This window comes from Paraburkholderia sp. EG286A, from assembly GCF_040965375.1.
Taxonomy (GTDB): Bacteria; Pseudomonadota; Gammaproteobacteria; order Burkholderiales; family Burkholderiaceae; genus Paraburkholderia.
The window spans coordinates 175,751-198,240 of sequence record NZ_JBFRCB010000005.1; the positions used below are offsets into that span (position 1 = coordinate 175,751).

The 22,490-nt window shown below is 63.7% G+C and carries 23 protein-coding genes and 2 tRNA genes; 7 read left to right on the forward strand and 18 right to left on the reverse strand.

The annotated features are described in order from the left end of the window. Positions 1 to 54: 54 nt before the first annotated feature. From AB4Y35_RS24010 to AB4Y35_RS24045, 8 genes are all read right to left on the reverse strand, one after another. The gene (locus AB4Y35_RS24010; protein WP_368706272.1) at positions 55 to 789 is read right to left on the reverse strand and encodes an ABC transporter substrate-binding protein; all 735 of its coding nucleotides are present in this window, start codon (positions 787 to 789) and stop codon (positions 55 to 57) included. Positions 790 to 873: 84 nt separating this feature from the next. Then, positions 874 to 1,650 (reverse strand): benzoate diol dehydrogenase BenD, encoded by a 777-nt coding sequence (gene benD, locus AB4Y35_RS24015; protein ID WP_368706273.1) that lies wholly within the window; start codon positions 1,648 to 1,650, stop codon positions 874 to 876. Then, positions 1,647 to 2,669: a benzoate 1,2-dioxygenase electron transfer component BenC gene (benC, locus tag AB4Y35_RS24020; protein WP_368706274.1), complete on the reverse strand. Its 1,023-nt coding sequence runs from the start codon at positions 2,667 to 2,669 to the stop codon at positions 1,647 to 1,649. Before benC ends, benD begins: the two co-directional genes overlap by 4 nt. 52 nt (positions 2,670 to 2,721) lie before the next feature. Further along, the gene (gene benB / locus AB4Y35_RS24025; protein WP_368690459.1) at positions 2,722 to 3,210 is read right to left on the reverse strand and encodes a benzoate 1,2-dioxygenase small subunit; all 489 of its coding nucleotides are present in this window, start codon (positions 3,208 to 3,210) and stop codon (positions 2,722 to 2,724) included. Next, entirely contained in the window at positions 3,207 to 4,577 is a 1,371-nt protein-coding gene (locus AB4Y35_RS24030; protein WP_368706275.1) for a Rieske 2Fe-2S domain-containing protein, read from the reverse strand. The genes benB and AB4Y35_RS24030 overlap by 4 nt, the downstream gene beginning before the upstream one ends. Positions 4,578 to 4,690: 113 nt before the next feature. Next, positions 4,691 to 5,626, reverse strand: a complete 936-nt coding sequence (gene catA, locus AB4Y35_RS24035; RefSeq protein ID WP_368690461.1) for a catechol 1,2-dioxygenase — start codon at positions 5,624 to 5,626, stop codon at positions 4,691 to 4,693. A gap of 44 nt (positions 5,627 to 5,670) precedes the next feature. Next, positions 5,671 to 5,961 (reverse strand): muconolactone Delta-isomerase, encoded by a 291-nt coding sequence (gene catC / locus AB4Y35_RS24040; RefSeq protein WP_254317753.1) that lies wholly within the window; start codon positions 5,959 to 5,961, stop codon positions 5,671 to 5,673. 28 nt (positions 5,962 to 5,989) lie between these two features. Further along, on the reverse strand, positions 5,990 to 7,126 hold the full coding sequence (locus tag AB4Y35_RS24045; RefSeq protein ID WP_368706276.1) for a muconate/chloromuconate family cycloisomerase: 1,137 nt from the start codon (positions 7,124 to 7,126) through the stop codon (positions 5,990 to 5,992). Positions 7,127 to 7,320: 194 nt separating this feature from the next. Between AB4Y35_RS24045 and AB4Y35_RS24050 the strand changes: the two genes are divergently transcribed. Continuing rightward, a complete protein-coding gene (locus AB4Y35_RS24050) occupies positions 7,321 to 8,241 on the forward strand; it encodes a LysR substrate-binding domain-containing protein (protein ID WP_368690463.1) in 921 nt (306 codons plus the stop codon). 124 nt (positions 8,242 to 8,365) lie between these two features. Here the strand turns inward: AB4Y35_RS24050 and AB4Y35_RS24055 are convergent, their stop codons facing one another. The 3 genes from AB4Y35_RS24055 to ssuD all read right to left on the reverse strand — a co-directional run bounded on the left by AB4Y35_RS24055 (position 8,366) and on the right by ssuD (position 11,235). Then, entirely contained in the window at positions 8,366 to 9,691 is a 1,326-nt protein-coding gene (locus AB4Y35_RS24055; RefSeq protein ID WP_368706277.1) for a type II toxin-antitoxin system HipA family toxin, read from the reverse strand. Positions 9,692 to 9,693: 2 nt separating this feature from the next. After that, positions 9,694 to 9,939: a helix-turn-helix transcriptional regulator gene (locus AB4Y35_RS24060; RefSeq protein ID WP_342923347.1), complete on the reverse strand. Its 246-nt coding sequence runs from the start codon at positions 9,937 to 9,939 to the stop codon at positions 9,694 to 9,696. Between the two features lie 150 nt (positions 9,940 to 10,089). Continuing rightward, a complete protein-coding gene (gene ssuD / locus AB4Y35_RS24065) occupies positions 10,090 to 11,235 on the reverse strand; it encodes an FMNH2-dependent alkanesulfonate monooxygenase (RefSeq protein WP_368706278.1) in 1,146 nt (381 codons plus the stop codon). 214 nt (positions 11,236 to 11,449) lie between these two features. On the opposite strand from ssuD, the gene AB4Y35_RS24070 reads away from it, so the two are divergent. After that, entirely contained in the window at positions 11,450 to 11,827 is a 378-nt protein-coding gene (locus AB4Y35_RS24070; RefSeq protein WP_342923349.1) for a DUF427 domain-containing protein, read from the forward strand. Positions 11,828 to 11,977: 150 nt separating this feature from the next. Beyond that, positions 11,978 to 13,480, forward strand: coding sequence for a diguanylate cyclase (locus AB4Y35_RS24075; protein ID WP_368706279.1), 1,503 nt, complete (start codon positions 11,978 to 11,980; stop codon positions 13,478 to 13,480). Positions 13,481 to 13,704: 224 nt separating this feature from the next. On the opposite strand, the gene AB4Y35_RS24080 is transcribed toward AB4Y35_RS24075, so the two are convergent. From AB4Y35_RS24080 to AB4Y35_RS24105, 6 genes are all read right to left on the reverse strand, one after another. Then, positions 13,705 to 13,983, reverse strand: a complete 279-nt coding sequence (locus AB4Y35_RS24080) for an HU family DNA-binding protein (protein ID WP_028207645.1) — start codon at positions 13,981 to 13,983, stop codon at positions 13,705 to 13,707. Positions 13,984 to 14,583: 600 nt separating this feature from the next. Beyond that, the gene (locus AB4Y35_RS24085; protein WP_368706280.1) at positions 14,584 to 15,141 is read right to left on the reverse strand and encodes a helix-turn-helix domain-containing protein; all 558 of its coding nucleotides are present in this window, start codon (positions 15,139 to 15,141) and stop codon (positions 14,584 to 14,586) included. 13 nt (positions 15,142 to 15,154) lie between these two features. After that, positions 15,155 to 16,450 (reverse strand): NAD(P)/FAD-dependent oxidoreductase, encoded by a 1,296-nt coding sequence (locus tag AB4Y35_RS24090; protein WP_368706281.1) that lies wholly within the window; start codon positions 16,448 to 16,450, stop codon positions 15,155 to 15,157. 178 nt (positions 16,451 to 16,628) lie between these two features. Further along, positions 16,629 to 17,312 carry an amino acid ABC transporter permease gene (locus tag AB4Y35_RS24095; protein WP_368706282.1) on the reverse strand — a complete coding sequence of 228 codons (684 nt, stop codon included), beginning with the start codon at positions 17,310 to 17,312 and terminating at the stop codon, positions 16,629 to 16,631. Further along, entirely contained in the window at positions 17,309 to 18,040 is a 732-nt protein-coding gene (locus AB4Y35_RS24100; protein WP_368706283.1) for an amino acid ABC transporter permease, read from the reverse strand. The genes AB4Y35_RS24095 and AB4Y35_RS24100 overlap by 4 nt, the downstream gene beginning before the upstream one ends. A 16-nt stretch (positions 18,041 to 18,056) precedes the next feature. Continuing rightward, positions 18,057 to 18,890 (reverse strand): ABC transporter substrate-binding protein, encoded by an 834-nt coding sequence (locus AB4Y35_RS24105; protein ID WP_368706284.1) that lies wholly within the window; start codon positions 18,888 to 18,890, stop codon positions 18,057 to 18,059. Positions 18,891 to 19,125: 235 nt separating this feature from the next. Here AB4Y35_RS24105 and AB4Y35_RS24110 point away from each other — a divergent pair, with 235 nt between their 5' ends. Further along, complete coding sequence (locus AB4Y35_RS24110) at positions 19,126 to 19,785, forward strand: hypothetical protein (RefSeq protein WP_368706285.1); 660 nt, start codon at positions 19,126 to 19,128, stop codon at positions 19,783 to 19,785. Positions 19,786 to 20,160: 375 nt separating this feature from the next. Beyond that, complete coding sequence (locus AB4Y35_RS24115) at positions 20,161 to 21,372, forward strand: GNAT family N-acetyltransferase (protein ID WP_368706286.1); 1,212 nt, start codon at positions 20,161 to 20,163, stop codon at positions 21,370 to 21,372. A 16-nt stretch (positions 21,373 to 21,388) separates the two neighbouring features. Here the strand turns inward: AB4Y35_RS24115 and AB4Y35_RS24120 are convergent, their stop codons facing one another. Further along, complete coding sequence (locus AB4Y35_RS24120) at positions 21,389 to 22,081, reverse strand: pyridoxamine 5'-phosphate oxidase family protein (RefSeq protein WP_368706287.1); 693 nt, start codon at positions 22,079 to 22,081, stop codon at positions 21,389 to 21,391. 245 nt (positions 22,082 to 22,326) lie between these two features. Between AB4Y35_RS24120 and AB4Y35_RS24125 the strand changes: the two genes are divergently transcribed. Further along, a tRNA-Asn gene (locus tag AB4Y35_RS24125) sits at positions 22,327 to 22,402 on the forward strand. A 5-nt stretch (positions 22,403 to 22,407) separates the two neighbouring features. Beyond that, positions 22,408 to 22,483: transfer RNA gene (locus AB4Y35_RS24130), tRNA-Gly, on the forward strand. The last annotated feature ends 7 nt before the right edge of the window (positions 22,484 to 22,490 follow it).

Sequence of the window (22,490 nt, forward strand, 5' to 3'; positions counted from 1 at the left end):
CACGGAGCGAGTTGATTGCTCTTTTAATGCGCACTCTCTTTTGGCTTGATTCGTTTAAGCGGCCGGCGCAACCGAGGCGCCCGCTATTGCGTGGCGCACCAGGGCCTCTGCGACGAATCCCGATGCCTTCATCGTTTCGACGAACGCACCAAGCGCTTCGGCGGCCTGCGGACCGCGGCGCTGCGCGACGCCCATCGCCTGGCGAATCACCATGAAGCGTTCGTCGAGCAGACGCAAGCCGCCAGCTTTCGCGGCATCGGCTTCGAGTTGCTGCTTTACGCCGGCGGCGACTTCGAGCCCTTGTTCGAGGAAGGTTTGCACGACGGTGGGCGAAGTCGGGGCGCGCACGATCTGCGCCTGCTTCAATTCGCGCGTGAGAAAGAGGTCATAGGCACTGCCCTTGCCCACGGCCACGCGATTATGCGGTTGATCGACTTCGGCATTGGTGCGCACCGGCGAATCGTTGCGAACCAGATAGAAGCCTTCGATCAGCACATAAGGCGCGGTAAACGCGATCGTTTCGCCTCGCTTGGGATCGACGGCAAAGAAGCCGAAGTCCGCACGTTCGTCGCTCACGGCTTCGACCGACTTGCCCGCTGCGTCGAATACGACAAGTTCGAGCGGCACGCCCAAATGCTGCGCGAAAGCACGCGCGAGATCGACGGAAACGCCGAACGGTTCGCCCGACGCCGCATCGCGATTCGCGAGTATCGGATTGCCGAGATTGATGGAGGCGCGCAACGTGCCCGTGGGCGCGAAGGCTTTGACGATAGCGGGATCGATGGTCATGGTGAGCGCGGGGCGAAATCGGGGTCTTTCGAGCATATCACCCCGCTCGCCTGTGCGCGCCCACCATCACGATGCGCGCATGGCTCAGCCCGTGTCGCCACCGGCGACCGGCAGGATCGAGCCGGTGATATAACTTGCCTCGTCCGACGCGAGAAACAGGATCGGCGCGACCTGTTCGTCGAGGCTGCCGTAGCGCTTGAAGAAGGTCGATTCCGTGACCTGGCGCACCGCCTCGCCCATCCAGGCCTTTTCCTGCTCGCTGTCGCCCGCGGCATTGCGCGGAACGCGGCGCGGCGGCGCTTCGGTGCCGCCCGGCGCCGTGGCGACCACGCGGATATCGTGCTCCGCGTATTCCATCGCCAGCGATTGCGTCATCGCATTCACGCCGCCCTTCGCAGCCGAATACGGCACACGGCGAATGCCGCGCGTGGCGTTCGACGACACGTTGACGATGGTGCCGCGCCCGCGCTCGAGCAGATGCGGCAGCACGGCATGGCACGCGTATAGCGTGGGCATGAGCGAGCGGCGGATTTCCGCATCGATCTGCGCCGGCTCGAATTCCGCATACGGACGCATGCGGATGGCGCCGCCCACGCCGTTGATGAGAATGTCGATGCCGCCAAACGTCTGCGCGGCGAAATCCATTGCCGCTTTCGCGCCTTCATACGTTTCGAGGTCGGCGACGAAGCCCGCCGTTTGCGCGCCCTGCGCCTCGGCCGCGACTTCGGCGACGAAATCCGCGCGATCGACGAACACCACCTTGCCGCCTTCGGCCGCCGCCCGCAGCGCCACGCCGCGGCCGATTCCCTGCGCCGCCCCGGTGACGACGACGACCTTGCCTGCGAATCGTTGCATGATCATGCCGCCTTCGGGACTGCGTTGGGGGTGAACTTCTCGTAGTGGAAGCTGTTGGGCTTCACGCCTTCGTCGTCGAAATACTTGCGTACGGCGTCCACCATCGGCGGCGGCCCGCACAGATACACGTCGACGTCGCCATCGTTCAGGGCGTCGGCGGGAATATGCTGCGTGACCCAGCCTTTACGCGGATGAGTCGAGTCCGCGTCGGCGATCACGGTGGCGAAGCTGAAGTTCGGCAGCTTCGCCGCGTAGGCTTCGATGGCTTCGACCAGCACCAGGTCGAGGTCGCGGGTCACGCCGTAGATCAGGTGCACCTTCTGCTGCGCGTTGGTGCGCGCGAGCACTTCCAGCATCGAAAGGAACGGCGCCAGGCCCGTGCCGCCCGCGAGGAACAGCAGCGGCCGCTGCACGTCGCGCAGATAGAAGCTGCCGAGCGGCCCCGTCAATTCGAGCTTCACGCCCGCTTGCGCGGCATCGAGCCACGTGCTCATCACGCCGCCCGGAATCTTCTTGATCAGGAAGCTGATTTTCGATTCGCCCGGCGCGGAAGAGAAGGAATACGAACGATGCTGACCGCTGCCCGGCACGTCGATGTTGACATACTGGCCCGGCAGGAACACGGGACCCGCTGCGTCGACGTCCAGTTCGAGCACGACCGCGGCGTCGTTGTGCTGTTCGACCTTAGCCACCGTAGCCGCAAACTTGCTCTGCGCTGTCTTGCAGACCGTGGAAGACGCGGGAATCGCGATCACGCAATCGCTTTCCGGCACCATCTGGCAGGTGAGCACGAGACCGCTGTCCTTTTCGTCTTCGGTCAGCGCGTCCTCGATATAGTCTTCGCCCAGGTCGTAGCTGCCGCTTTCCGCGCGGCACTTGCAGGTGCCGCACACGCCGTCCGAGCAATCCATCGGCAGGTTGATGCGCGCGCGAAAGGCCGCATCGAGCACTTTCTCGCCTGCCTTGCAGTCGATGAAACGCGTTACGCCGTCTTCGAAATTGAGTGCAATCTTGTAGCTGGACATGGTGTCTCCTTCTATCCCATGTTGAAACTGAGGCTCGATGTCGAACGTGACTTCACACGTGATAAACGTCGAGCACCTGCCGGATGTAGTCGTTCTTCAGCACGATCTTTTTGTAGGCGATCAGGAAGCCGTCTCCGGCCTTACGCAAGGTGACGAACATCGTGCCGAAGAAATGATCCGTGGCCCGGTAGCGATGATTGAGCGTGTGGAAGTTGTAGCGCACTTCCACTTCGTCGCCGCGGTCCGCCAGCACTTCCACGTTCGTGACGTTGTGGCTCGTGCGCGGCTCCGGCATCGAAGCGCCACTGCGTTCGGTCTTGATGCGGAATACACGGTCTTCGAGGCCGCCGCGATCCGGGTAGTACATCAGCGAGATCTGCGATTCGTGGTCGTCGGTGAGCTGGTCATCGTCGTCCCACGCGGGCATCCAGTACGTGACGTCTTCTGCGTAGCAGGCGAGCCATTCTTCCCACTGGCGATCGTCGAGCAGGCGCGCTTCGCGGTACAGTGCGGCGCAGATTGTCTGGTAGTCGTTGCTCATGCCTGCGCTCCCGCTTGTTCGTGATTCCGTTCCTGCTCGAGGGCATCGCGCATGGCGTGCACCCAGTACTCGTGCTGAACCACGAACAACCCTTCGTCTTCGCTGCGTTCGCCGGAAATGACCGGCTTGAGGCCCATCTTCTTCGCGTTGTCGTCCGCGCCTTCGACCCACAGCGGCGCGCCGCGCGAGAGATCGTTCCACATCGCCGTGGTGCCGGCGTAGCCCGCCTGGCAGGCGCGGAACTCTTCCAGGTCGTCGGCGGTGCCCATGCCCGTGACGTTGAAGAAGTCCTCGTACTGGCGAATGCGCGTCGCACGATCTTCCGCGTTCTCGCCCTTCGGCCCGAAGCAGAAAATGTTCACTTCGGTCTTGTCCACGCTGATCGGGCGCACCACGCGAATCTGCGTGCTGAACTGGTCCATCAGGAACACGTTCGGGTAGAGGCACAGGTTTCGCGTCTGATTGACGATGAAATCGGCCTGCACTTCGCCCACGCGCGCCCTGATTTCGTCGCGATGCTTGTAGACCGGCCGCACTTCGGGGTTCATCGTGTTGGTCCACAGCAGGATGTGGCCGTGGTCGAAGCCGTAGACGCCGGCCACCGACTTGCTCCAGCTGTTGGCGTCCACCGCCTGGGTGCCGTCTTCCTTGCGGCGGCCCATGGTCGCGGCGTAATTCCAGTGCACGGTGCTGACGTGGTAGCCGTCGCAGCCGTTCTCCATCTGCATCTTCCAGTTGCCGTCGTAGACATACGAGGAGTTGCCGCGCAGCACTTCGAGGCCGTTCGGCGACTGGTCGACGATCTGGTCGATGATGATCTTCGCTTCGCCGAGGTAGTCTTCGAGCGGCTGCACGTCGGCATTGAGGCTGCCGAACAGAAAGCCCCGATAGTTCTCGAAGCGCGCGACCTTCTTCAGGTCATGCGAGCCCTGCTTGTTGAATTGCACGGGATACTCGGTGGTCTTTTCGTCCTTCACCTTGAGCAGCTTGCCGGTGTTGGAGAACGTCCAGCCGTGGAACGGACAGGTGAAGCTGCCCTTGTTGCCATGCTTGCGCCGGCACAGCATGGCGCCTTTGTGCGCGCAGGCGTTGATCACGGCGTTCAGCGTGCCGGTCTTGTCGCGCGTGATGACGACCGGCTGGCGACCGAGCCATGTGGTGTAGTAGTCGTTGTTTTCGGGAATCTGGCTTTCGTGCGCGAGGTAGACCCAGTTCTTCTCGAAGATGTATTTCATCTCCAGTTCGAACAGGTCGGCATTGGTGAAGATGTCGCGGCGGCAGCGGAACACACCGTTTTGCTTGTCGTCCTGCACGGCGGTGGACAGCAGGTGATCCAGGTCACTGGCTTTGTCGATGATGGCTGACATATTAGCTCTCCTATGCATACTCCACACGCGGTACGGAGTTCCTGCATCGGTGTCGATTGATGATCGCGGTGAAACGGGCGGCGGCGGCGTGACGCCGCCGCCGTGCGGGACGGTTACGCCGCGGCTGCTGCGCGCAGGCGGTGAACGAGCTGGTTGTCCTTGCCCTGGACCAGCGGCGTGAGCGTGAAGTTGAACTCGATGTCCTTGTACGTGTCGGCTTTCAGGCCGAGCGCCGTGCCGCCGGTCTTCTCGACCACCGGCGGAATCAGTTCTTCACGCGTCGCGTAGGCGAAGTCATCCCAGATCAGCGGGTCGCCTTCGATATTGAACTGCGTGGTGAGCTTGCGGCTGTTGTCGGCCGAGACGAAGAAGTGCACGTGCGCCGGGCGGTTGCCGTGGCGGCCGAGGCCGTCCAGCAGGCGCTGGGTCGAGCCCTGCGGCGGGCAGCCGTAACCGACCGGCATGAGCGTGCGGAATTCGTACTTGCCGTCCGCGCCGGTCTTCACCGCGCCGCGCAGGTTGAAGTCGTCCTGTGCGCCGGTCGGGTCGAAGTGCGAATAGAAGCCCTTCGAATTGGCGTGCCAGCATTCGACCAGGGCGCCGGCGAGCGGCTTGCCGTCGAGGCCGGTGACCGTGCCGTGAATGACGAGCGGGCCCGCATCGGCGTCGGCGTTGAGGTCGATGCGCGAGACGCTCTCGCGCACCGGCGCGCCTGCCACATACAGCGGGCCTTCGATCGTGCGCGGCGTGCCGCCTTCGAGACCCACCGCCTTGTCGGCGGCATCCATGCGGATGTCGAGGTACTTCTCGAGGCCGAGACCGGCGGCGAGCAGCGCCGCTTCGCCGTCCTGGCCGAGCTTGTTCAGATAGTTCACGCCGGCCCAGACTTCATCGGGCGTGATGTCGAGATCGTCGATGGCCTTGAACAGGTCGCCCAGCAGTCGATAGACGACCTGCTGGAAACGCGCGTTGCCGCTGCCGCCGTTGAGATTCGCTGCGGCCTTCAGCAGGTCCTGCACTTCCTTCGTGTCGAATACTTTTGCGCTCATGGTGTTTGTCTCCTGGTGCTTGCTGGTATTGAGGGGGAATCAGCTCAGGCGTCGTTGTCCCTGACCGAGGACGGGTGGCGACACAACGGCGTGACCGTTATCTTCATGTACGGAAAAAGCGGCAAGGCGGTGAGAATGTCGTGCAGCTCTGCGTTGCTCTCGACATCGAAGATGCTGTAGTTCGCGTACTCGCCCACCAGTCGCCAGATATGGCGCCACTTGCCGCTGCGCTGCAGCTCCTGCGAGTACTCCTTTTCGCGCGCCTTGATTTCGTTGGCGACATTGGCCGGCATGTCGGCCGGGATATTCACATCCATGCGTACGTGGAAAAGCATCGTCTTGTCCGTTTATCAGGTGTCCGGATTACTTCGTGACTTTCATGAGGCCATCGCGGGTGAAGCGCCTGACCTTCGCTTCGTCCAGTTCGATGCCCAGGCCCGGGCCGTCCGGCACCGTCAGCTCGAAGTCGCTGTAGTCCAGCGGGGTCGTCAGAATTTCTTCGGTGATCAGCAAGGGGCCGAACAGTTCGGTGCCCCACTGCAGGTTGGCGAAACTTGCGAACAGATGCGCCGACGCCACCGTGCTGAACGCGCCTTCGAGCATCGTGCCGCCGTACAGCTCGATACCCGCGGCGTCCGCAATCGTGGCCACGCGCTGCGCCGCGAACAGTCCGCCGCTTTGTTCGATCTTGATGGCGAACACATCGGCGCCCTCGTTCTTCGCGATCTCGAACGCGCTTTCCGGTCCCTGGAGGATTTCATCGGCCATCAACGCCACCGGGAACCGGCGCATGAGGCGCGCCAGCGCCGCGGGCGAAGCGACCGGCTGCTCGACCAGCTCGCAGCCGGCTTCCGCCAGTGCGGGAATCGCCCAGGCCGCCTGCGTCTCGCTCCAGGCCATGTTGACGTCCACGCGCACGGCGGCACGATCGCCCACCGCCTTCTTGATGTCGGCCACGTGCTTGATGTCGGTCTTGAGGTCTTTCGCGCCGATCTTCAGCTTGAAGATCTTGTGGCGGCGCACTTCGAGCATGGTCTCGGCTTCAGCGATGTCCTTGGCGGTATCGCCCGAAGCGAGCGTCCATGCCACCGCCAGGCGTTCGCGGCGGCGGCCGCCCAGCAGTTCGCTCACCGGCACGCCGAGGCGCTTGCCCTGCGCGTCGAGCAGCGCGGTTTCCAGCGCGCACTTGGAGAAGTGATTGACCTTCACGAGCTTGCCCAGGTGCGCCATGAGTGCCTGGATACGCGTGGCGTCCTGGCCGATCATCGCCGGAGCGAAGTAGGCGTCGATCGCGAGCTTCATCGCTTCCGGGCTTTCGGGGCCGTAGGCCATGCCGGCAATCGTCGTACCTTCACCGATGCCGGTTACGCCATCGCTGCAATACACCTTCACCAGCATCAGGGTTTGCCCGTACATCGTGGCGACGGACAGCTTGTGAGGGCGAATCGTCGGCAGATCGACGAGGCGGGTTTCGATACGTTCGATCGTGGCGGAAGTCATCTCGAAGGCTGCGTAAGTGAGGAAGGTATGGTGAATTTATACACGCCGCGCCTGCGCCTGATCCAATACTATTTGCGTCCAATTCCATACCTTTATAATATGGAAACCCCGAAATCTCCCATGAACAGGCCGATATTGCGGCGCATCATATTCTCAGAGTATCGATAATTGGATGCTTCATTTGGGAAGAAACCATGGATCTCCGCCAGCTTCGCTACTTCGTTGCCGTCGTGCGCGAGCGCAATTTCACGCGCGCCGCGGAACAGCTTTGCATTGCTCAACCGCCGCTGAGCCGGCAGATTCAGTTGCTCGAACAAGAGATCGGCGTGCCCCTGCTGATCCGCAATACGCGACCGGTGCGCACGACCGACGCGGGACGCCTCGTCTACGAGCAGGCCATGCAGATTCTCGGGCGCGTCGAACAACTGCAGGCGACCGCCAAACACGTGGGGCTGCATCACCGCACCGTGTTGTCGATCGGCTTCGTCGCCTCCGTTCTGTATTCGGGGCTGCCGCCGTTGATGCGCAAGCTGCGCCAGAACGCGCCCGAACTCGACATCCAGATGGTCGAACTGATGTCGGTGCAGCAGATCGAGGCGTTGAAGGAAGGCCGCATCGACGTCGGCTTCGGACGCGTGCGCCACAGCGACCCCAACGTGGCCGGCATCGTCCTGCGCGAAGAACCGCTGGCGGTGGTGGTGCCGATCGGCAGCGAGATGGCGCAGGAGTCGACGCCCATCCCCATCGAGCAACTGGCCGGACAGAAACTGATCGTCTACCCCAAGGAGCCGCGCCCCAGCTTCGCCGATCAGGTATTGAACGTGTTGCACGGCGACGGCGTGCAACCGGGTGAAGTGCTGGAAGTGCGCGAAATCCAGACGGCGCTGGGTCTCGTCGCGGCCGAGTTCGGCGTATGCGTGATCCCCGCTTCAGCGCGGCAGTTGCGCCAGGACGTGCACTACCGGCTGATCGACAGCGACCACGCGACTTCGCCCATCATTCTGAATCACCGCGTGAACGACAACTCCGTCTACGTCGATCTCGTGAAGCAACTGGTCAAGGAAATGTACGCCGAGCCCCAGACATGGCTGCCTGCGAAGAAGCAAAAGGCTTGAAGCGACGTGCCGCCGCCTACGCCAGTTCGTTCAGGAATGCGCGCACGGCCGCGCCGATCTCGTGCGGCGAATCCTCCTGAACGTAATGGATGCCCGCCACCGCGGTTTCCCGCTGGGCACACCGTCACTGGGCCGCCAGCCGCTCCGCCGAAAAACGCAAGCCGTCGAAGAGCCGCTCTGCCACCCGCTCGGGAAAGCCTTCCGGCAGCGCCGCCGCGACTTCTTCGATCGCAACGGGCGTACGCGCCAGCACGCGCTCGATCAGCGGCCCCGCATCCGGCCCGTAGTGGCACAGCCGCGCGGTGGCGTCGAAATGCGTGCGCTTCACGTCGCGCATGCGATAGTGGCGCGCCTTGCCCCACACCGCCATGGCGAGCGACGCCTTGTGCCACGACCATTGATTGCCGCCGTCGCCCTCCACGGGCCAGATCGACATGACGTCATAGAGCGGCGCGAGCTGAAAGCGCCCTGCCGGCAGCAGGCGGATGCTGAAATTCTTCGCGTGACCGTCCGGCGCCGCGAGCATCCAGAAGACGATTTGCGCGGTGAGAAACGTTTCGAGGTCCTCGCGCGCCTGCAGCGACTGGCGCAGGAGCCCCGCAATATCGCGCACACCGGGGCCGCCGTGCGCTTCATACTTGCGATGCGGCGGCACGCCGAGCGCCTGGCAGAAGTCCTCCTGCGGCAGCCGCAGCAGGCCACCGGTGCGCGAGCGCGTACGATCGAAGCGCTCCACGCTGAGCACCTTCTGCGCGCCGAACTGGAGGATCTGCGCCTGCGAAGCGGGCAACCCGTAGGCCCTCAGCAGTGCCAGGCAAAGCCATTCGTTCTCGACCGAGGTATTGAAGTCCACCTTGCGATGGCCGATCAGCCCCAGCGGCAGCTTGAGAATATGGGTGGTGGGCGTGGCGCCGCGCGGCAGCAGCCACTTGCCGCGGTGGCGCAGGAGCGCGGTCTTCTCCTGCGCGCCCGCCAGCGAAATGCGCAGATCGTCGGTCTCGAGCGCCCCACCGGGCAGCGCACCGGCCGTTTCGAGCAGCAGGCGCTCGATGACGGCATCGCTCAGCGCCGTGCCTTCGATGCGGTCGATGCGCCCCGGCGTTTCGTCCTCGCCCAGCAGTTGCACCGCGCCCACGCAATCGCGCCCGATGGCCTTGAGCAGGTCGAAGGCCTCGAGCGTGTCGGTGCGAAAGCGCGTGGCAATGCGGCGGCGAATGGGCTCGCTGTCGGGCAGGAGATTGTCGAAATAGTGCGTCACGCGCTCGCCGCGCAACGGCACGTCGCCGATGCCGAACGGCAGCGAGAGCGAAAGCGGCCGGCCTACCGCCGAGCGCTTCCAGGCGTCGTCATAGCGCAGCTCGGTGTCGCCGGCGGGCGTCATGACCCACGTGCCGACACGCTCGCCGTTGGCCCAGATCGATAGCGCGCGCGAATGCGATTTGCGGCCCATGCTCACCACTCCGGCGCGCCGGCCGCCGCCTCGCGCGACTGCACGCAGAGTTCCAGCCCGTAGAGCGCGAACAGCGCGAGCATCTGCTCGAGCGAGAGGCTGGCGGCGCCCGTGGTTTCGAGCGCAGAAAGACGCGGCTGGCCGATGCCGAGATGCGCCGCGGCTTGCGCCTGGGTCAGGCCGCGCGCCTTGCGCGCCGATTGCAGAATCTCGCCAAGCCCGCCTGGCGTCTGGACGATGATCTTCATGGCATATTCCTGTGAGGCATAAATCGATTATATGCCTGTGAGGAATATTTCGTCAATATCACTCACACGAATAAATCAGAAACATCGCTCACACGAATAATCGCCCGGCGAGCCCCCTGGACCCGGCCCGCTTGCCGCGCACGGCGGCGCTCACGCGCGCGCGGACTCCTGGGCCCGCTCACGCGCACGCACGTCGAACGCACCGCCCGTCAAGGCCTGGTCGCGCAGCGTCACCGGCTTCTTGCCCGGCAGCAGCGGGAACACCAATTCGGCGAAGCGGATCGCCTCTTCGAGGTGAGGATAGCCCGAGAGCACGAAGCTGTCCGCGCCGGCGTCCACGTATTCCTTCAGGCGCGCCGCCACGGTTTGCGGATCGCCCACGAGCGCCGTGCCCGCGCCGCCGCGCACGAGGCCCACGCCGGCCCACAGGTTCGGGCTGATCTCGAGCCTGTCGCGGCTGCCGCTGTGCAGCTCGGCCATGCGGCGCTGGCCCACCGAATCCATGCGCGCGTAGTTTTCCTGGGCGCGGCGGATGTCGTCATCGTCGAGCTTGCTGATGAGGCGCCCGGCGGCGGCCCACGCTTCGTCATTGGTCTCGCGCACGATCACGTGCAGGCGCACGCCGAGCTTGAGCGTGCGTCCATGGCGCGCCGCCCGCGCGCGGATATCGGCGAACTTCTGCGCGACGGCCTCGGGCGGCTCGCCCCACGTGAGATAGGCGTCCACGTGCTTTGCCGCCAGTTCGTGCGCCGCCGGCGACGAGCCGCCGAAATACAGCGGCGGATGCGGCGTCTGGACCGGTGCGTGAAAGTTCTGCGCGCCCTGCACGCGCAAATGCTTGCCCTCGAAGTTCACCGTCTCGCCGCGCAGCAGGTCGCGCCAGATCGTCAGGAATTCGTCGGCGGCTTCGTAGCGCTCGTCGTGCGAGAGGAACACGCCGTCGGCCGCGAGTTCGGTGGCGTCGCCGCCCGGCACGACGTTGAGCAGCAAGCGGCCGTTCAACGCCTGGTCGAGCGTGGCCGCCTGGCGCGCCGAAGCGGTGGGACCGCCGAGCGACGTGCGCAGCGCGACGAGCAGCTTGATGCGCTGCGTGACCGGCGCGAGGCTCGCCGCCGTCACCCACGGGTCGAGGCAACTGCTGCCGGTGGGAATGAGGAGGCCGTCATAGCCGAGTTCTTCGGCGGTCACGGCGATCTGGCGCATATAGGCGTTGGTCGGCGCGCGGCCGAAATCGGATTTGCCGAGGTAGCGGGTGTCGCCGGAAGTCGGCAAGAACCAGAAGATATCGAGGCTCATCAGTGATCCTGCTGCGGGTAAATGAAGGCGCGGGTGAAGACTGGAAGCGTGATGGCACGCGGCGCAATCGCGTGACTATCGCCGCCCGTGCGTCGAACTCAGTCGCGCCCTCATTGAAACAGCCTGCAGCGTTTTCCCCTACCAGTTAATCTGCAATTGCATATGATGTATTCGGCTAAACACCCGTATTTCCCCTTTCGCGAGGAACCCAGCCATGGACACCCGAACCGTCAAGATTCCCGGCCCCGATCATCCGATCACGGTCGAACCGGCGCACACGCGCGTGGTGGTGAAAGCAGGCGGCCGCGTGGTCGCCGACACGCGCCGCGCGCTCACGCTGCAAGAGGCGAGCTATCCTGCCGTGTTCTACATACCGCGCGAGGACGCCGACATGTCGCTGCTCTCGCGCACGGAACACAAGAGCTGGTGCCCGTACAAGGGCGAGGCTTCGTACTACTCGATCACGCCAGGCGGCGCGCGAGCCGTGAACGCGATATGGACTTATGAAACGCCGCATGAAGCGGTGTCGGCGATCAAGGACCACCTTGCGTTCTATCCGGATCGCGTCGATTCGATCGAAACGTCCGACTGAGCGCCCTGCGCCGCCTTTCGATGCGTAACGTATCGCCAGGCGAGGTGACATCTGCATCGTCGATGCCCACTCGGGCCCCAAGGTGTGCCAGGATTCGGTAATTCGTGCGGTGCAGCCCGTCGCACCCCCGTTCCCTTACATCCAACCGACATGCAACAAGGCACCCCGGCCACCGCGGCCAGTTTTGCCAACATGGGCGTCGATCTGCTCGACTTCTTCGACGTGACGCCCACTTCGCTGTGGCTCGAAGACTATAGCCAGCTGCGCGCGCTGTTCGATCGCTGGCGCGCACAAGGCGTGACCAGCCTGCGCCAGTTCCTCGAAGACGATCCGCGCCGCGTGGCCGAATGCTCGGCCTGCATCCGCGTGCTCAAGGTCAATCGCCATACGCTCGATCTTTACGGTGCGCGCGACTACGAAGAACTCGCCGCGCATCTTCCGCAGGTGCTGCGCGACGACATGTTCCAGGCGCACGTGGGCGAACTCGAGCAGATGTGGGCCGGCCACGCCACGTTCGAGAGCAAGAGCGTGAACTACACGCTGCGCGGCCGGCGCATGGACATCCTGTTGCGCGGCGTGATCCTGCCGGGCCACGAAGCCGACTGGAGCCGCGTGCTCGTGGCCATCGAAGACGTCTCGGCGCTCGAAGAAGCGCGCCATCGGGCGACCGTGAGCGAGCAATACGCGCTCGGCGTTTTCGAACACTCGCCGGTTTCGCTGTGGGTCGAAAACTTCTCCGCCATTCGCGAGCTGCTCAACGAAGTCCGCGAGCAGGGCATCGTCGACTTTCGCACCTTCACCGACGTCCACCCCGAATTCGTCGAGCGCTGCATGAGCGAAATCCAGGTGCTCGACGTGAATCACTACACGCTGGGCATGTTTCGCGCACCGGACAAGGCCACGCTGCTCGCGCGCCTGCCCGAGGTGTTCCGCGACGAAATGCGCCCGCACTTCCGCGAACAGCTGCTCGATCTCTGGGAAGGCCGCCTCTTTCAGCAGCGCGAGGTGGTGAACTACGCGCTCGACGGCAGCGAGGTCAACGTCCACCTGCAGTTTTCCGTGTTCCCGGGCCACGAAGCGCAATGGGACCTCGTGCTGCTCGCGCTCACCGACATCACGGCGCGCAAGAAAGCCGAGGCCTACCTCGAATTCCTCGGCAAGCACGACGTGCTCACGAAGCTCAAGAACCGCTCGTTCTATGTGGACGAACTCAATCGTCTGCATCGCAAGGGGCCGTTCCCGGTAAGCGCGATCGTCGTCGATATGGACAACCTGAAGACGGTGAACGACCAGCTGGGCCACGCGGCCGGCGACGCGTTGCTGCGCCGTGCCGGTGAAGTGCTCGCGAAAGCGATCCAGAAGCCGTATCAGGCCGCGCGCATCGGCGGCGACGAATTCGCCGTGCTGATGCCCGGCGCCGACCTGCGCGATGCGGAAACCGTAGTGGACAGCATTACCAAACTGGTGGAGCTGAACAACCAGTTTTACGGCGGACCGAAGCTGAGCTTTTCAATGGGCTTTGCGAGCTGCGAGGAAGGCGAAAGCGTGGAAGCGATGCTGCGTGAAGCGGACGCGGCGATGTACGAGGCCAAGCGCCGCCGCAGCGAAACGAGCCGCACGTCGCTGGAAGCCGACGCCGCGCGTGATGCGTGACGATCGAGAAACGCTTCGGATACCGTAAGAAAGGCGGGGAAGAAAAAGCGGCCGGCATGTGAACATGCCGGCTTGCCGAGGGCCTTGCGCCCTCGTTTCACGCACTCAGGCCAGCGGCGCGACGCCACCTGCCCGAGTGCGGGCCACCGCACTGGCGTGATGCTGCGCCGCGCGCCAGCAAGCTAGCCGGCAACGCGCGCGCCGCCATGACGGCGGACCTGGCATCACGACGCGTTGACGGCGTCCTTGAATGCCTTGCCAGCGGTGAACTTCACCGTCTTGGCGGCGGCAATCTGGATCTCCGCGCCCGTGGCAGGGTTGCGGCCCACGCGGGCGGCACGCTGGCCAGTCGAGAACGAGCCGAAGCCGACCAGTTGCACGGAGTCACCCGAGGTGACCGCACGCGTGACGACGTCGAGGATCGCGTCGATAGCTGCGCCCGTGGCTGCCTTGGTCTCGCCCGTGCTAGCGGCGACTGCGTCAATGAGTTCCTGTTTGTTCATCTGCTACCTGTGTTGAGTTGAGAAAACCTGCATACCCTACCTCACGCGGGCGAAACAGGCAAATCGCGTTGCATATGGAAACGCGCCGATCGCCCGCCCGGCACGTGTTTTGCCTCCCACGTGCATGACGGCGAAAGCCGAATCAATAGCACAACACGGAGTCAGTGTGTAGACAAAAACACGTTAAAAATTGGCAAAAATGCACAAAAACGACATTGCGGCGGTTTCAGGCGGGTTTATACAGGAATAATTCGTGCAGATGGCCGCTGAGGCATAGCGAAACTCGGCGATATTTCCGGTAATCACCAAGCCAGAAAAAATGTCTCGCCGGGACTGCCGCCAGCCTGCTCTCACCCCTCGGAGAGGTCGCCCGGCAGCATCCGGCGATGCCAGCCGGGCCGCATCGACCGCGGCGCCTGGGTCGCCCCGCAGCTTCGGCGGCGTCCTCCGCAGTGGGGATCGCGGCGGTCCGAATCGCATCCTGTCTTTCAGTTGCGCAACGTAAGGCGGCATGCGCGCCTTTCGCCTTTGGTGTCGTCCGCGCAAAGGGAAATCGCGTCGTCAGCCAACGGATTGATCAGTGATGCTGATTACCGCGGTTCAGGTGAAAACCCATAGCACGCGCGCGGGCGCATCGGCGAGATTGGCGTAGCGAAAGCGGCAACGCGCCGGCAACTGAAAACTGTCGTTGGTCCGCAGCGTCGCAGGCGCGTCGCTGCCCTCCACCCAGACCGTCAACTCGCCTTCGAGCACGAAGCCGCCCTGCTCGTCGCTGTCGTCCACGGGGCGCTCGCCGCTCGTCGCGCCGGGTTCGAGCCGGCTCTCCAGCATCGAGAAACCCGACGACATGCTGGGCGAAACGAGCACGTCCGTAATGCCGCCGCCATAGTAGAGCGTGCGCCGCTCGCCAGGCCGCGTGACCCACGGCAGCTCGCGCGGCATGCTCACGCTATAGAAGTACGTGGTGGGCGTCTGCAGCGCCTCGCCGATGGCCGTGAGATCCGCCACCGTGGGCCGCGAAAGCCCCCGCTCGACCTGCGAAAGAAAGCCCACCGAGCGGCCGATCTTTTGCGCGAGTTCGGCGAGCGTCACCTTCTTGTGCTTGCGCAGATCGCGAATGAGGATCGCGAGCCCTTCGATTTCGTCCTGCCGGTCCATGCGGTTCTCTCTGTCACACGACATCGCGCAGGCGATACCACAGCTTGCCGAGCGCCTCGAGCGGCGCGGCGAAGCGCTCGCCGCCCGGAAAGCGCGGATTATGAATGCGCTCATAGAGCGAGAGCAAGTGCGGTTCGCCGAGGATGGCGTCGGCAACGGCACGCGCCGCCGCGAGCGTCGGCAGGATGCCGTGCCCGGAAAAGCCCTGCAGCCAGTAGCGATCGCGTGCGTGACCGACATCGGGCGTGCGGCGAATGCTGATGTCGATATGACCGCCCCAAGCGTATTCGAATTCGATGCCGCGCAACTGCGGAAACGCACGCTCGAGACTCGGCCGGATCGCGGCGCCGATGTCCTTCGGGATGCCGCCGAGATACGTGCACGCGCCGCCAAAGAGCAGGCGATCGTCCGGGCTCAGGCGAAAGTAGTCCGGCACGAACTGATTGTCGATCACGCAACTGTTGCGCGGCAGCAGCGAGCGGGCAAGCGCCGGGTCGAGCCTGCGCGTGGCGATCTGCCACGTGCCCACCGGCAGCACGCGGCCCGCCAGCTCGCGATCGAGCTGGTCGATATAGGCATTGCAGGCGAGCACCAGCGTGCCGGCGCGCACCGTGCCTTCCCGCGTGCTCGCCACGTAGCCCCCCGGCGTTTCGCGATAGGCGAGCACGCGGCTTTGCTCGAAGATGGCGCCGCCCGCGCGCTCGATGGCGTCGGCGAGGCCGAGCGCCAGCTTGAGCGGATCGAGATGCCCCGCCTCGGGATCGTAGAGCGCCGCGCGATAACGGCGGCTGCCGATCCACTCCGGCATCTCTGGCTCGGTGATGACGCGAAGGCGATCGTAGCCCCACTTCTGCGCGGCCTCGTCGCGCGCGGCTTCGAGCATGGCGACACGCGAGCGCCGCACCGCCGCCCACAGGCTGCCTGGCCGGTAGTCGATGTCGAAGCCATGCCGCGCGGGCAACTCGCGCACCTCGGCGGCGGCCCAGCGCATGCTGTCCCACAACTCGCGCGCGCCCGCCAGGCCCAGCGCCTGCTCGAACGGCGGCATCTCGCACGACCAGCCGGGCAGCGCCTGACCGCCGTTGCGCCCCGAGGCGGCCCACGCCACGCGGCTCGCCTCGACGACCGCGACGCGGCGGCCGGCCAGCGCGAGCCGCAACGCCGTGTGCAGGCCGCTGAAGCCCGCGCCCACGACCAGCACGTCTGCCTGGTAGTCGCCCGCCAGCGCGGGGCGCTCGGGCAGCACGCCGCGCTGGGCGTAGTGACGGGCGTAATAGCTTTCGATATGACGAGTCGATTCGGCGAACATGACGGGTTCGTGAAATTTTTCATGTTAAATTTCATGAAAAACTAGCACGACAATTTCACGTGCGCAAATCGGCATATTCCCGATAGCGACACTCCCGGAGTCCGCCCGGCCGGGATCACGCCGGGCAAGTGCGGCCCGCGCCGGTGTTCGCGGTTATATCGTCATCCTCATCAATGGGTTAAAAGCCCGGCTCACGTCGCGTGAGCAGCGCATTGGCGATCCACTGCAACGCACCGCACAGCAGCAGATAGACGAGCCCGACGAACAGAAAGATTTGCGCCGGGTACACCAGCAGACGGTTATTGAGCTGATTGGCGAGGAACGTGAATTCCGGCACGCCGACGATATAGGCGAGCGACGTATCCTTGATCAACGCCACCCACTGGTTGACGAACGACGGCATCATCACCCGCACGGCTTGCGGCAGGATGACTTCGCGTAATGCCTGCCAGCGCGTCAAGCCCAGCGAAAGCGCTGCTTGCCGCTGGCCTTCGCTGATCGACGTGATGCCCGCATAGACCGAATGCGACAGATACGCGCCGCCGATCAGCGCCAGCGCGCACACGACGGTCGCAAGACCAGGAACGTCGATGTGCAGCAGGATCGGCATCAGGAAGAAGGTCCAGAAAATCAGCATCAGCACGGGTATCGCGCGAAAAAACGCGACCGCCGCGGTCAGCGCGAGACGCACGACGCCGCGCGTCATGGCGAGCGCGACGCCAAGCGCGAATCCGGTGAGGGCCGCGAGCAGCGCGGACACCACCGAGAGCGCGATCGTCAATGCAACGCCTCCCAGCGGCCCCGCCGGAAATGCGCCGATCATCAGATAACGCAAAGCAGGAAACCACGCGAACCCGTTCATGCACGGCCTCGCTGCAAACCGTGCAGGCCGGCGCGTTGCCAGAGCACCAGCGCGACCTCGATGACCGCGATGGCCAGCACATAGAATACGGTCGCGGTGCCGAATGCCTGGAAGGTCCTGAAGCTTTCGGTATCGACCTGCCGCGACATGTACGACAGTTCGCCCACACCTATCGCCATCGTCAGCGACGAATTTTTGATCACGTTCATGTATTGGCCAGCGAGCGGCGGCGTGGCGATGCGCAACGCTTGCGGCAGGATCACGTAGCGCAGGGTTACGTACCGGCGCATGCCAAGCGCCGCGGCCGCCTGCCACTGCGCGTGGTTCACGCCGCGCAAGCCGGCCAGAAACTCTTCGCCGATGAACGCCGTGGTGTAGCAGGTCAATCCGACCCAGCCGGCAAACAATTCGAAGCTCGGCCAGCGCAGCGTGAGCGGCCCAAGCGTCGCCACGTGCGGCGTGTTAAGCCAGGTCATCCAGCCGGACGGCAGCACGGCCGCGACGCCGAAGTACCAGAACAGCAATTGAACGAGCAGTGGAGAATTGCGGAAGACGAACACGTAGAGTCCCGCAGCGCGCGCAATCGCGCGAGTGCGGGCCGTGCGCGCAACCGCCAGCAGAAAGCCCAGCGGCGTCGCACACGCCGCCGCGCAGGCAGAGAGCATCAGCGTGACGGAGAAACCTTGTTCGAGCCACGCGACATGCTTCGGTTCAAGCCAGTTATGCATGAATCGGGCGCCGCGCTCAACTGTTCTTTTGCGGGTCGCCGATCTTGAAGAGACGCGGTAGCGGCGCCGCACTCTTCGGGCCGAACCACTTGTCGTAGATCTGCGCGGCCTCGCTGTCGCTTTCCAGGTGCGTCAGCGTGCTGTTCACCGCATCGAGCAGACGCGTCTCGCCTTTGGGCACGCCAACGCCTTCGTAGTCGTTCGAGATCGTGAACGGGGAAATCTCGTAGCCCGCCTTGTCCGGCGCGCGTGCCAGCAGCGCGACGAGCTTCGGGCCGTCCTGTGTGATGGCCTGCACGTTGCCCGTGCGCAGCGCAGCGAAAGCGAAAGGCGTGTCATCGTAAGCGACGATGGTTGCGCCCGGGAATTTCGCCCGCACCTGCTGTTCGTTGGTCGTGCCTTTGTCCGCGCCGATACGCAGGCCATTGAGCTGTTCCGAAGACTTCAGCACGCCCTTCTTCGCAATGAACTGGGTGCCCGAGGCGAAGTACGGCGTGCTGAAATCCACTTCCTTCCTGCGATCGTCGGTAATCGTAAAGTTGGCGAATACCAGATCGACCTTGCCCGACTTCAGAAAGGCGATGCGATTGGCAGGATTGGTGGGCTGAACTTCGAGCTTCACGCCCAGGCTTTTGGCGACGGCGCGCGCATAGTCCACGTCGAGTCCAACGATCTGATTGTCTTGCGGATCGACGAAACCGAACGGCGGATTGCTGTCGAATGCAGCGACGCGCAATACGCCCGCCCGCTTGATGTCGTCCAGACGATCCGCCTGCGCGGATGTCGATGCCACCACCAGAAGTGCCGTCAACAGTGCGCCTGGCACTGCGCCCCAGATGCTGCTTTTCATTATCGGTTTTCCTTCTTTTCTCGTTGCGCTTGCGCTGCCGCTGAACCTGTGCGCCGGCGAAGTACGCAGCCTATCTGCATGATGGGTGCGAACGAACCAAGTATTTTTCAGATCGAAAGCATGGCTGGCGATATCGGCCAACGGCACGCCGCCTGCCGCAAGTAATGTTGACGCATGCTTCTCTGCATGCAGCCTCGCGCTGCAACTCTTGCCGGGACAATCCATTGAGCCGGTAATGTCGACTATCGCGAATGCCATCGACATGCATTTCTTTCGCGCGAAAAAATTGAATGCGAATACGTTCTTAAGTTCTTACAAATTCAAGGGGTTATCACTCTTGACCTGGGCACATCGGCTGCTTAGCATCAACGTGGGACTTTGCTTTGAGCTTCTTCATCGATGCGTCGATGAGTCAGTTTCAGACTTCAGCAAGACTCACTGTAAAGCCCGGTTTGTCTGCATTAGGGGGACTTGTATGTCTTACCGCCGCTGGACGTCTCCTGCCGAGACCGCAGAATGGATCATCCTCGTCGGCGCGGCGTTCGCAGTGCTGGGCGGGTGGATACCCTGGATGGGCCACGCGCCTTACTACTTCGTTGCCGGCGTTGCACTGATCGGCGCTGGCATCCTCATGCTATGGAACCGCTCAGCGGGACTATGGTGGTATTTCGGCATGTTCGCCGCCGCCCTGGGCTGGTCGATCTTCAAGGTTGGGCTGGATGGCTTTAGTCTGCTGCCGCGACTCTTCGTGCTCGCCCTGATCGGCATCGGGATAAGCCTGGTCATCATCACCACCAGTTCGGCGGTCGGCCGGCCACTCCGCGTGGCGGCAATCATCACGGCAGTGTTCTACCTCGTCGCAATCGCCAGCATGCTCTGGTCCGCCATCGCCTGACCAGGACCGAACGCGACCACTCGCAATCAAAATCTTGCGGGCCCGGCAATCGCCGTGTTCGTCCTCGGTCGGATCTCCACGTAGTTGATCATTCAACCGACTAATCGAGCGGCAACTCATGCCGAAGGTCAAACGCATTCATACGATGGTGCGGTGCGTTTTACCGCAATTCCGCATACCTCTTACCACGCTTCCACCACGCATTAGTCGTCCGCCGCCAATTTCAAGCAATCGGAATACTTTCGCGCGCTGCGCGAGTTATTTCGATGGATCATATGGATATGCCTCCGATGTTCATACGTATCTCGTTCGGAGTCCATAGCGATAAGGAAAATGTGAGATTGACGCTCCGCCGAATCGGACTACCGGGACAACATGATGCGAAACTCACCGACCGAGACTGCTTTCCTTCCCGACGTCGCCGCCCGCGCGACCACGGGTAGCCTTCGCCACGAGATCCGCGTATGCAGCACCCACGCGGACTTCCTGAAACTGCGCCCTTGCTGGGAAGCCGTCTGCACGGCGTGCCCGGCGACACTCGAGTTTACCTACTGCGAACTTGCGGCGGCCAGGGCATTCGCGCGCGGCGCGGCGGTCAATGTCGCGCTGGTCTACGATGGCGCCGCGCTCGTCGCGCTCTGGCCGCTGTGCATTGCGCGCGAAGGCGCATGCCGGGTCGCGCGCGCACTCGGCTGCGGCAGCAACGAGGAATATGGCGGCCCGCTCGTATCCGATCGCGGTGACAGACGCTTCCATGACGCCGCCGTCGATGCGTTGCGCAGCGTCGACGCCGACGTGCTGGAGATACGCTTCGTCGAGTGCAATAGCCCTCTAAACGAGGCGCTCTCGCGTGCGTCGCTGTCATGGGTCTTGCGCGCGCTTCCGGAACGCTGGCGTCTGCTTTCCGGGTACTCCATGGAACTGTCGCGGTTCCCCAGCTTCGACGCCTTCATCGCCACGAGGCCCGACTCGCTACGGCGCCCATTGCGACGTCTCGCAAGGCGGCTTTCGGAGGACGGCGCAGTTGAATACGGCTGGTGCAAGGACGTCGACGACGCCCGAGCGGTACTTACGTGGCTCTTTGCGACCAAGCACCACTGGGTGCTCTCTCGCGGCCTCGACGCCCCTTATCTGATGAATGACGACGTGCGCGACTTCTTCATCGAACTCGCCGGGCGGACCGATCTCGTCACGACTCCACTGGTCTCGTTCGTCAAACTGGACGGTGTTCCGATTGCGGCATCCGTCAATTTGACCGGGCCGCGCAGACTGGAGTATTTCATCACGACGTATGACGAGGCCTACGCCGCCCGCTCCGTCGGCAACCTGCTGGTGGACAGCATGGCGCGATGGGCGCTCGCGAACGGCCGTGATTTCGACTTCCGCCCATACTTCTCGAGCTACAAGGAACGTTGGTCAAATCATAAAAGCTGGTACGAGTCGCATTTCGTCGTACTCACCTGGCGCGGCAGGCTCATTGAATTTCCCCTCGCCGCGGAGCAGCTTCGGCGCGTATTGCGCAGAGCGCGCGAGTTTGCCATCGACCCGCTGCGCGCGAAGCTGCACTCCCTCACGTCGGCGCGGTGAACGCCGCAGTCCGTGGTCAGCCGTCGTGCCGGTTTGACCAGGTCTTCACGTAAGCCGGAGCCTCGCGCTCCGGCGTTGCGGTATCGGCCACGGGCGGCAGCGGTGCGAGCGTCAGCGGCAGCACGCCTGCCCAGACGGGACGATCCATGTCCTCCTCGTCGTCCTTCGGGCCGCCTGTGCGGATCTTCGTCACGGACTCCGCGAGCGCAATGCGCATGACCGTGGTCGCCGCCAGTTCCTTGCGGTTGCCCGCACGCACTTCATGCCGGCGGCCTGGCGCGATGTGCTCCATGAAGGCATCGAGCACGCCCGCTTTGTGTTCCTCCGTCACCACCTCGAACACGCCGTAGATCACGGCGGAACGATAGTTCATCGAATGATTGAACGCCGAGCGCGCGAGCACGAGGCCATCGAGATGCGTCACGGTCACGCAAACCTCGGCGCCATCGGCCGCGAGGCGCAGCATGCGGCTGCCGTTCGAACCGTGAATGTAGAGATGATCGCCCTCGCGCCAGCATGCAGTGGGGATGCAATGCACGCCGTACTCGTCGCTGAAGGCGACGTGGCAGACGTAGGCTTCGTCAAGAATCGCATGCAGCGTCGCCGCATCGTAGTGCGCGCGCCGCGCGATCCGGCGCACACGCGTGCGTTGCGAAGGTGCTGCGCTGGTGTCGGCGGCAGGTTCGTTGACGGCATCGGCAAGGGACATCGTTTGGCTTCCTCTACGGTTCGGGTTGAGATGCCGCCTACGATAGACAAGCAGTGGCCCCATGGGTAGATCCAGACTTGCGTGGCGCGGTGGAGCCACGAAACGATCCAAAGCCGATTGACCGCAAGTAATACATCGTAAACCGTTAAATCTCCAACTAAATCACTCGCAATCCGACTCGTCGAGATTTGTCAGGAAAAAGCTGCAGGATCAAAAAATCTCCTGTACAATCCGGCCTCCTTGATTCCCCGATAGCTCAGTCGGTAGAGCGCCGGACTGTTAATCCGTAGGTCCCTGGTTCGAGCCCAGGTCGGGGAGCCAGACATGCGGGAGTAGCTCAGTTGGTAGAGCGCAACCTTGCCAAGGTTGAGGTCGCGAGTTCGAGACTCGTCTCCCGCTCCAGCATCCA

Excerpts from the sequence above, each read along its gene's own strand:
- ssuD (WP_368706278.1), bottom strand. The coding sequence starts at position 11,235 with ATGAGCCTCGATATCTTCTGGTTCTTGCCGACTTCCGGCGACACCCGC.
- benB (WP_368690459.1), bottom strand. The coding sequence starts at position 3,210 with ATGAGCAACGACTACCAGACAATCTGCGCCGCACTGTACCGCGAAGCG.
- AB4Y35_RS24095 (WP_368706282.1), bottom strand. The coding sequence starts at position 17,312 with ATGAACGGGTTCGCGTGGTTTCCTGCTTTGCGTTATCTGATGATCGGC.
- AB4Y35_RS24110 (WP_368706285.1), top strand. The coding sequence starts at position 19,126 with ATGTCGACTATCGCGAATGCCATCGACATGCATTTCTTTCGCGCGAAA.
- AB4Y35_RS24070 (WP_342923349.1), top strand. The coding sequence starts at position 11,450 with ATGGACACCCGAACCGTCAAGATTCCCGGCCCCGATCATCCGATCACG.
- AB4Y35_RS24050 (WP_368690463.1), top strand. The coding sequence starts at position 7,321 with ATGGATCTCCGCCAGCTTCGCTACTTCGTTGCCGTCGTGCGCGAGCGC.
- AB4Y35_RS24080 (WP_028207645.1), bottom strand. The coding sequence starts at position 13,983 with ATGAACAAACAGGAACTCATTGACGCAGTCGCCGCTAGCACGGGCGAG.
- AB4Y35_RS24105 (WP_368706284.1), bottom strand. The coding sequence starts at position 18,890 with ATGAAAAGCAGCATCTGGGGCGCAGTGCCAGGCGCACTGTTGACGGCA.
- AB4Y35_RS24045 (WP_368706276.1), bottom strand. The coding sequence starts at position 7,126 with ATGACTTCCGCCACGATCGAACGTATCGAAACCCGCCTCGTCGATCTG.
- AB4Y35_RS24090 (WP_368706281.1), bottom strand. The coding sequence starts at position 16,450 with ATGTTCGCCGAATCGACTCGTCATATCGAAAGCTATTACGCCCGTCAC.
- benC (WP_368706274.1), bottom strand. The coding sequence starts at position 2,669 with ATGTCCAGCTACAAGATTGCACTCAATTTCGAAGACGGCGTAACGCGT.
- AB4Y35_RS24010 (WP_368706272.1), bottom strand. The coding sequence starts at position 789 with ATGACCATCGATCCCGCTATCGTCAAAGCCTTCGCGCCCACGGGCACG.
- benD (WP_368706273.1), bottom strand. The coding sequence starts at position 1,650 with ATGATCATGCAACGATTCGCAGGCAAGGTCGTCGTCGTCACCGGGGCG.
- catA (WP_368690461.1), bottom strand. The coding sequence starts at position 5,626 with ATGAGCGCAAAAGTATTCGACACGAAGGAAGTGCAGGACCTGCTGAAG.
- catC (WP_254317753.1), bottom strand. The coding sequence starts at position 5,961 with ATGCTTTTCCACGTACGCATGGATGTGAATATCCCGGCCGACATGCCG.
- AB4Y35_RS24060 (WP_342923347.1), bottom strand. The coding sequence starts at position 9,939 with ATGAAGATCATCGTCCAGACGCCAGGCGGGCTTGGCGAGATTCTGCAA.
- AB4Y35_RS24030 (WP_368706275.1), bottom strand. The coding sequence starts at position 4,577 with ATGTCAGCCATCATCGACAAAGCCAGTGACCTGGATCACCTGCTGTCC.
- AB4Y35_RS24075 (WP_368706279.1), top strand. The coding sequence starts at position 11,978 with ATGCAACAAGGCACCCCGGCCACCGCGGCCAGTTTTGCCAACATGGGC.
- AB4Y35_RS24085 (WP_368706280.1), bottom strand. The coding sequence starts at position 15,141 with ATGGACCGGCAGGACGAAATCGAAGGGCTCGCGATCCTCATTCGCGAT.
- AB4Y35_RS24115 (WP_368706286.1), top strand. The coding sequence starts at position 20,161 with ATGATGCGAAACTCACCGACCGAGACTGCTTTCCTTCCCGACGTCGCC.
- AB4Y35_RS24055 (WP_368706277.1), bottom strand. The coding sequence starts at position 9,691 with ATGGGCCGCAAATCGCATTCGCGCGCGCTATCGATCTGGGCCAACGGC.
- AB4Y35_RS24100 (WP_368706283.1), bottom strand. The coding sequence starts at position 18,040 with ATGCATAACTGGCTTGAACCGAAGCATGTCGCGTGGCTCGAACAAGGT.
- AB4Y35_RS24120 (WP_368706287.1), bottom strand. The coding sequence starts at position 22,081 with ATGTCCCTTGCCGATGCCGTCAACGAACCTGCCGCCGACACCAGCGCA.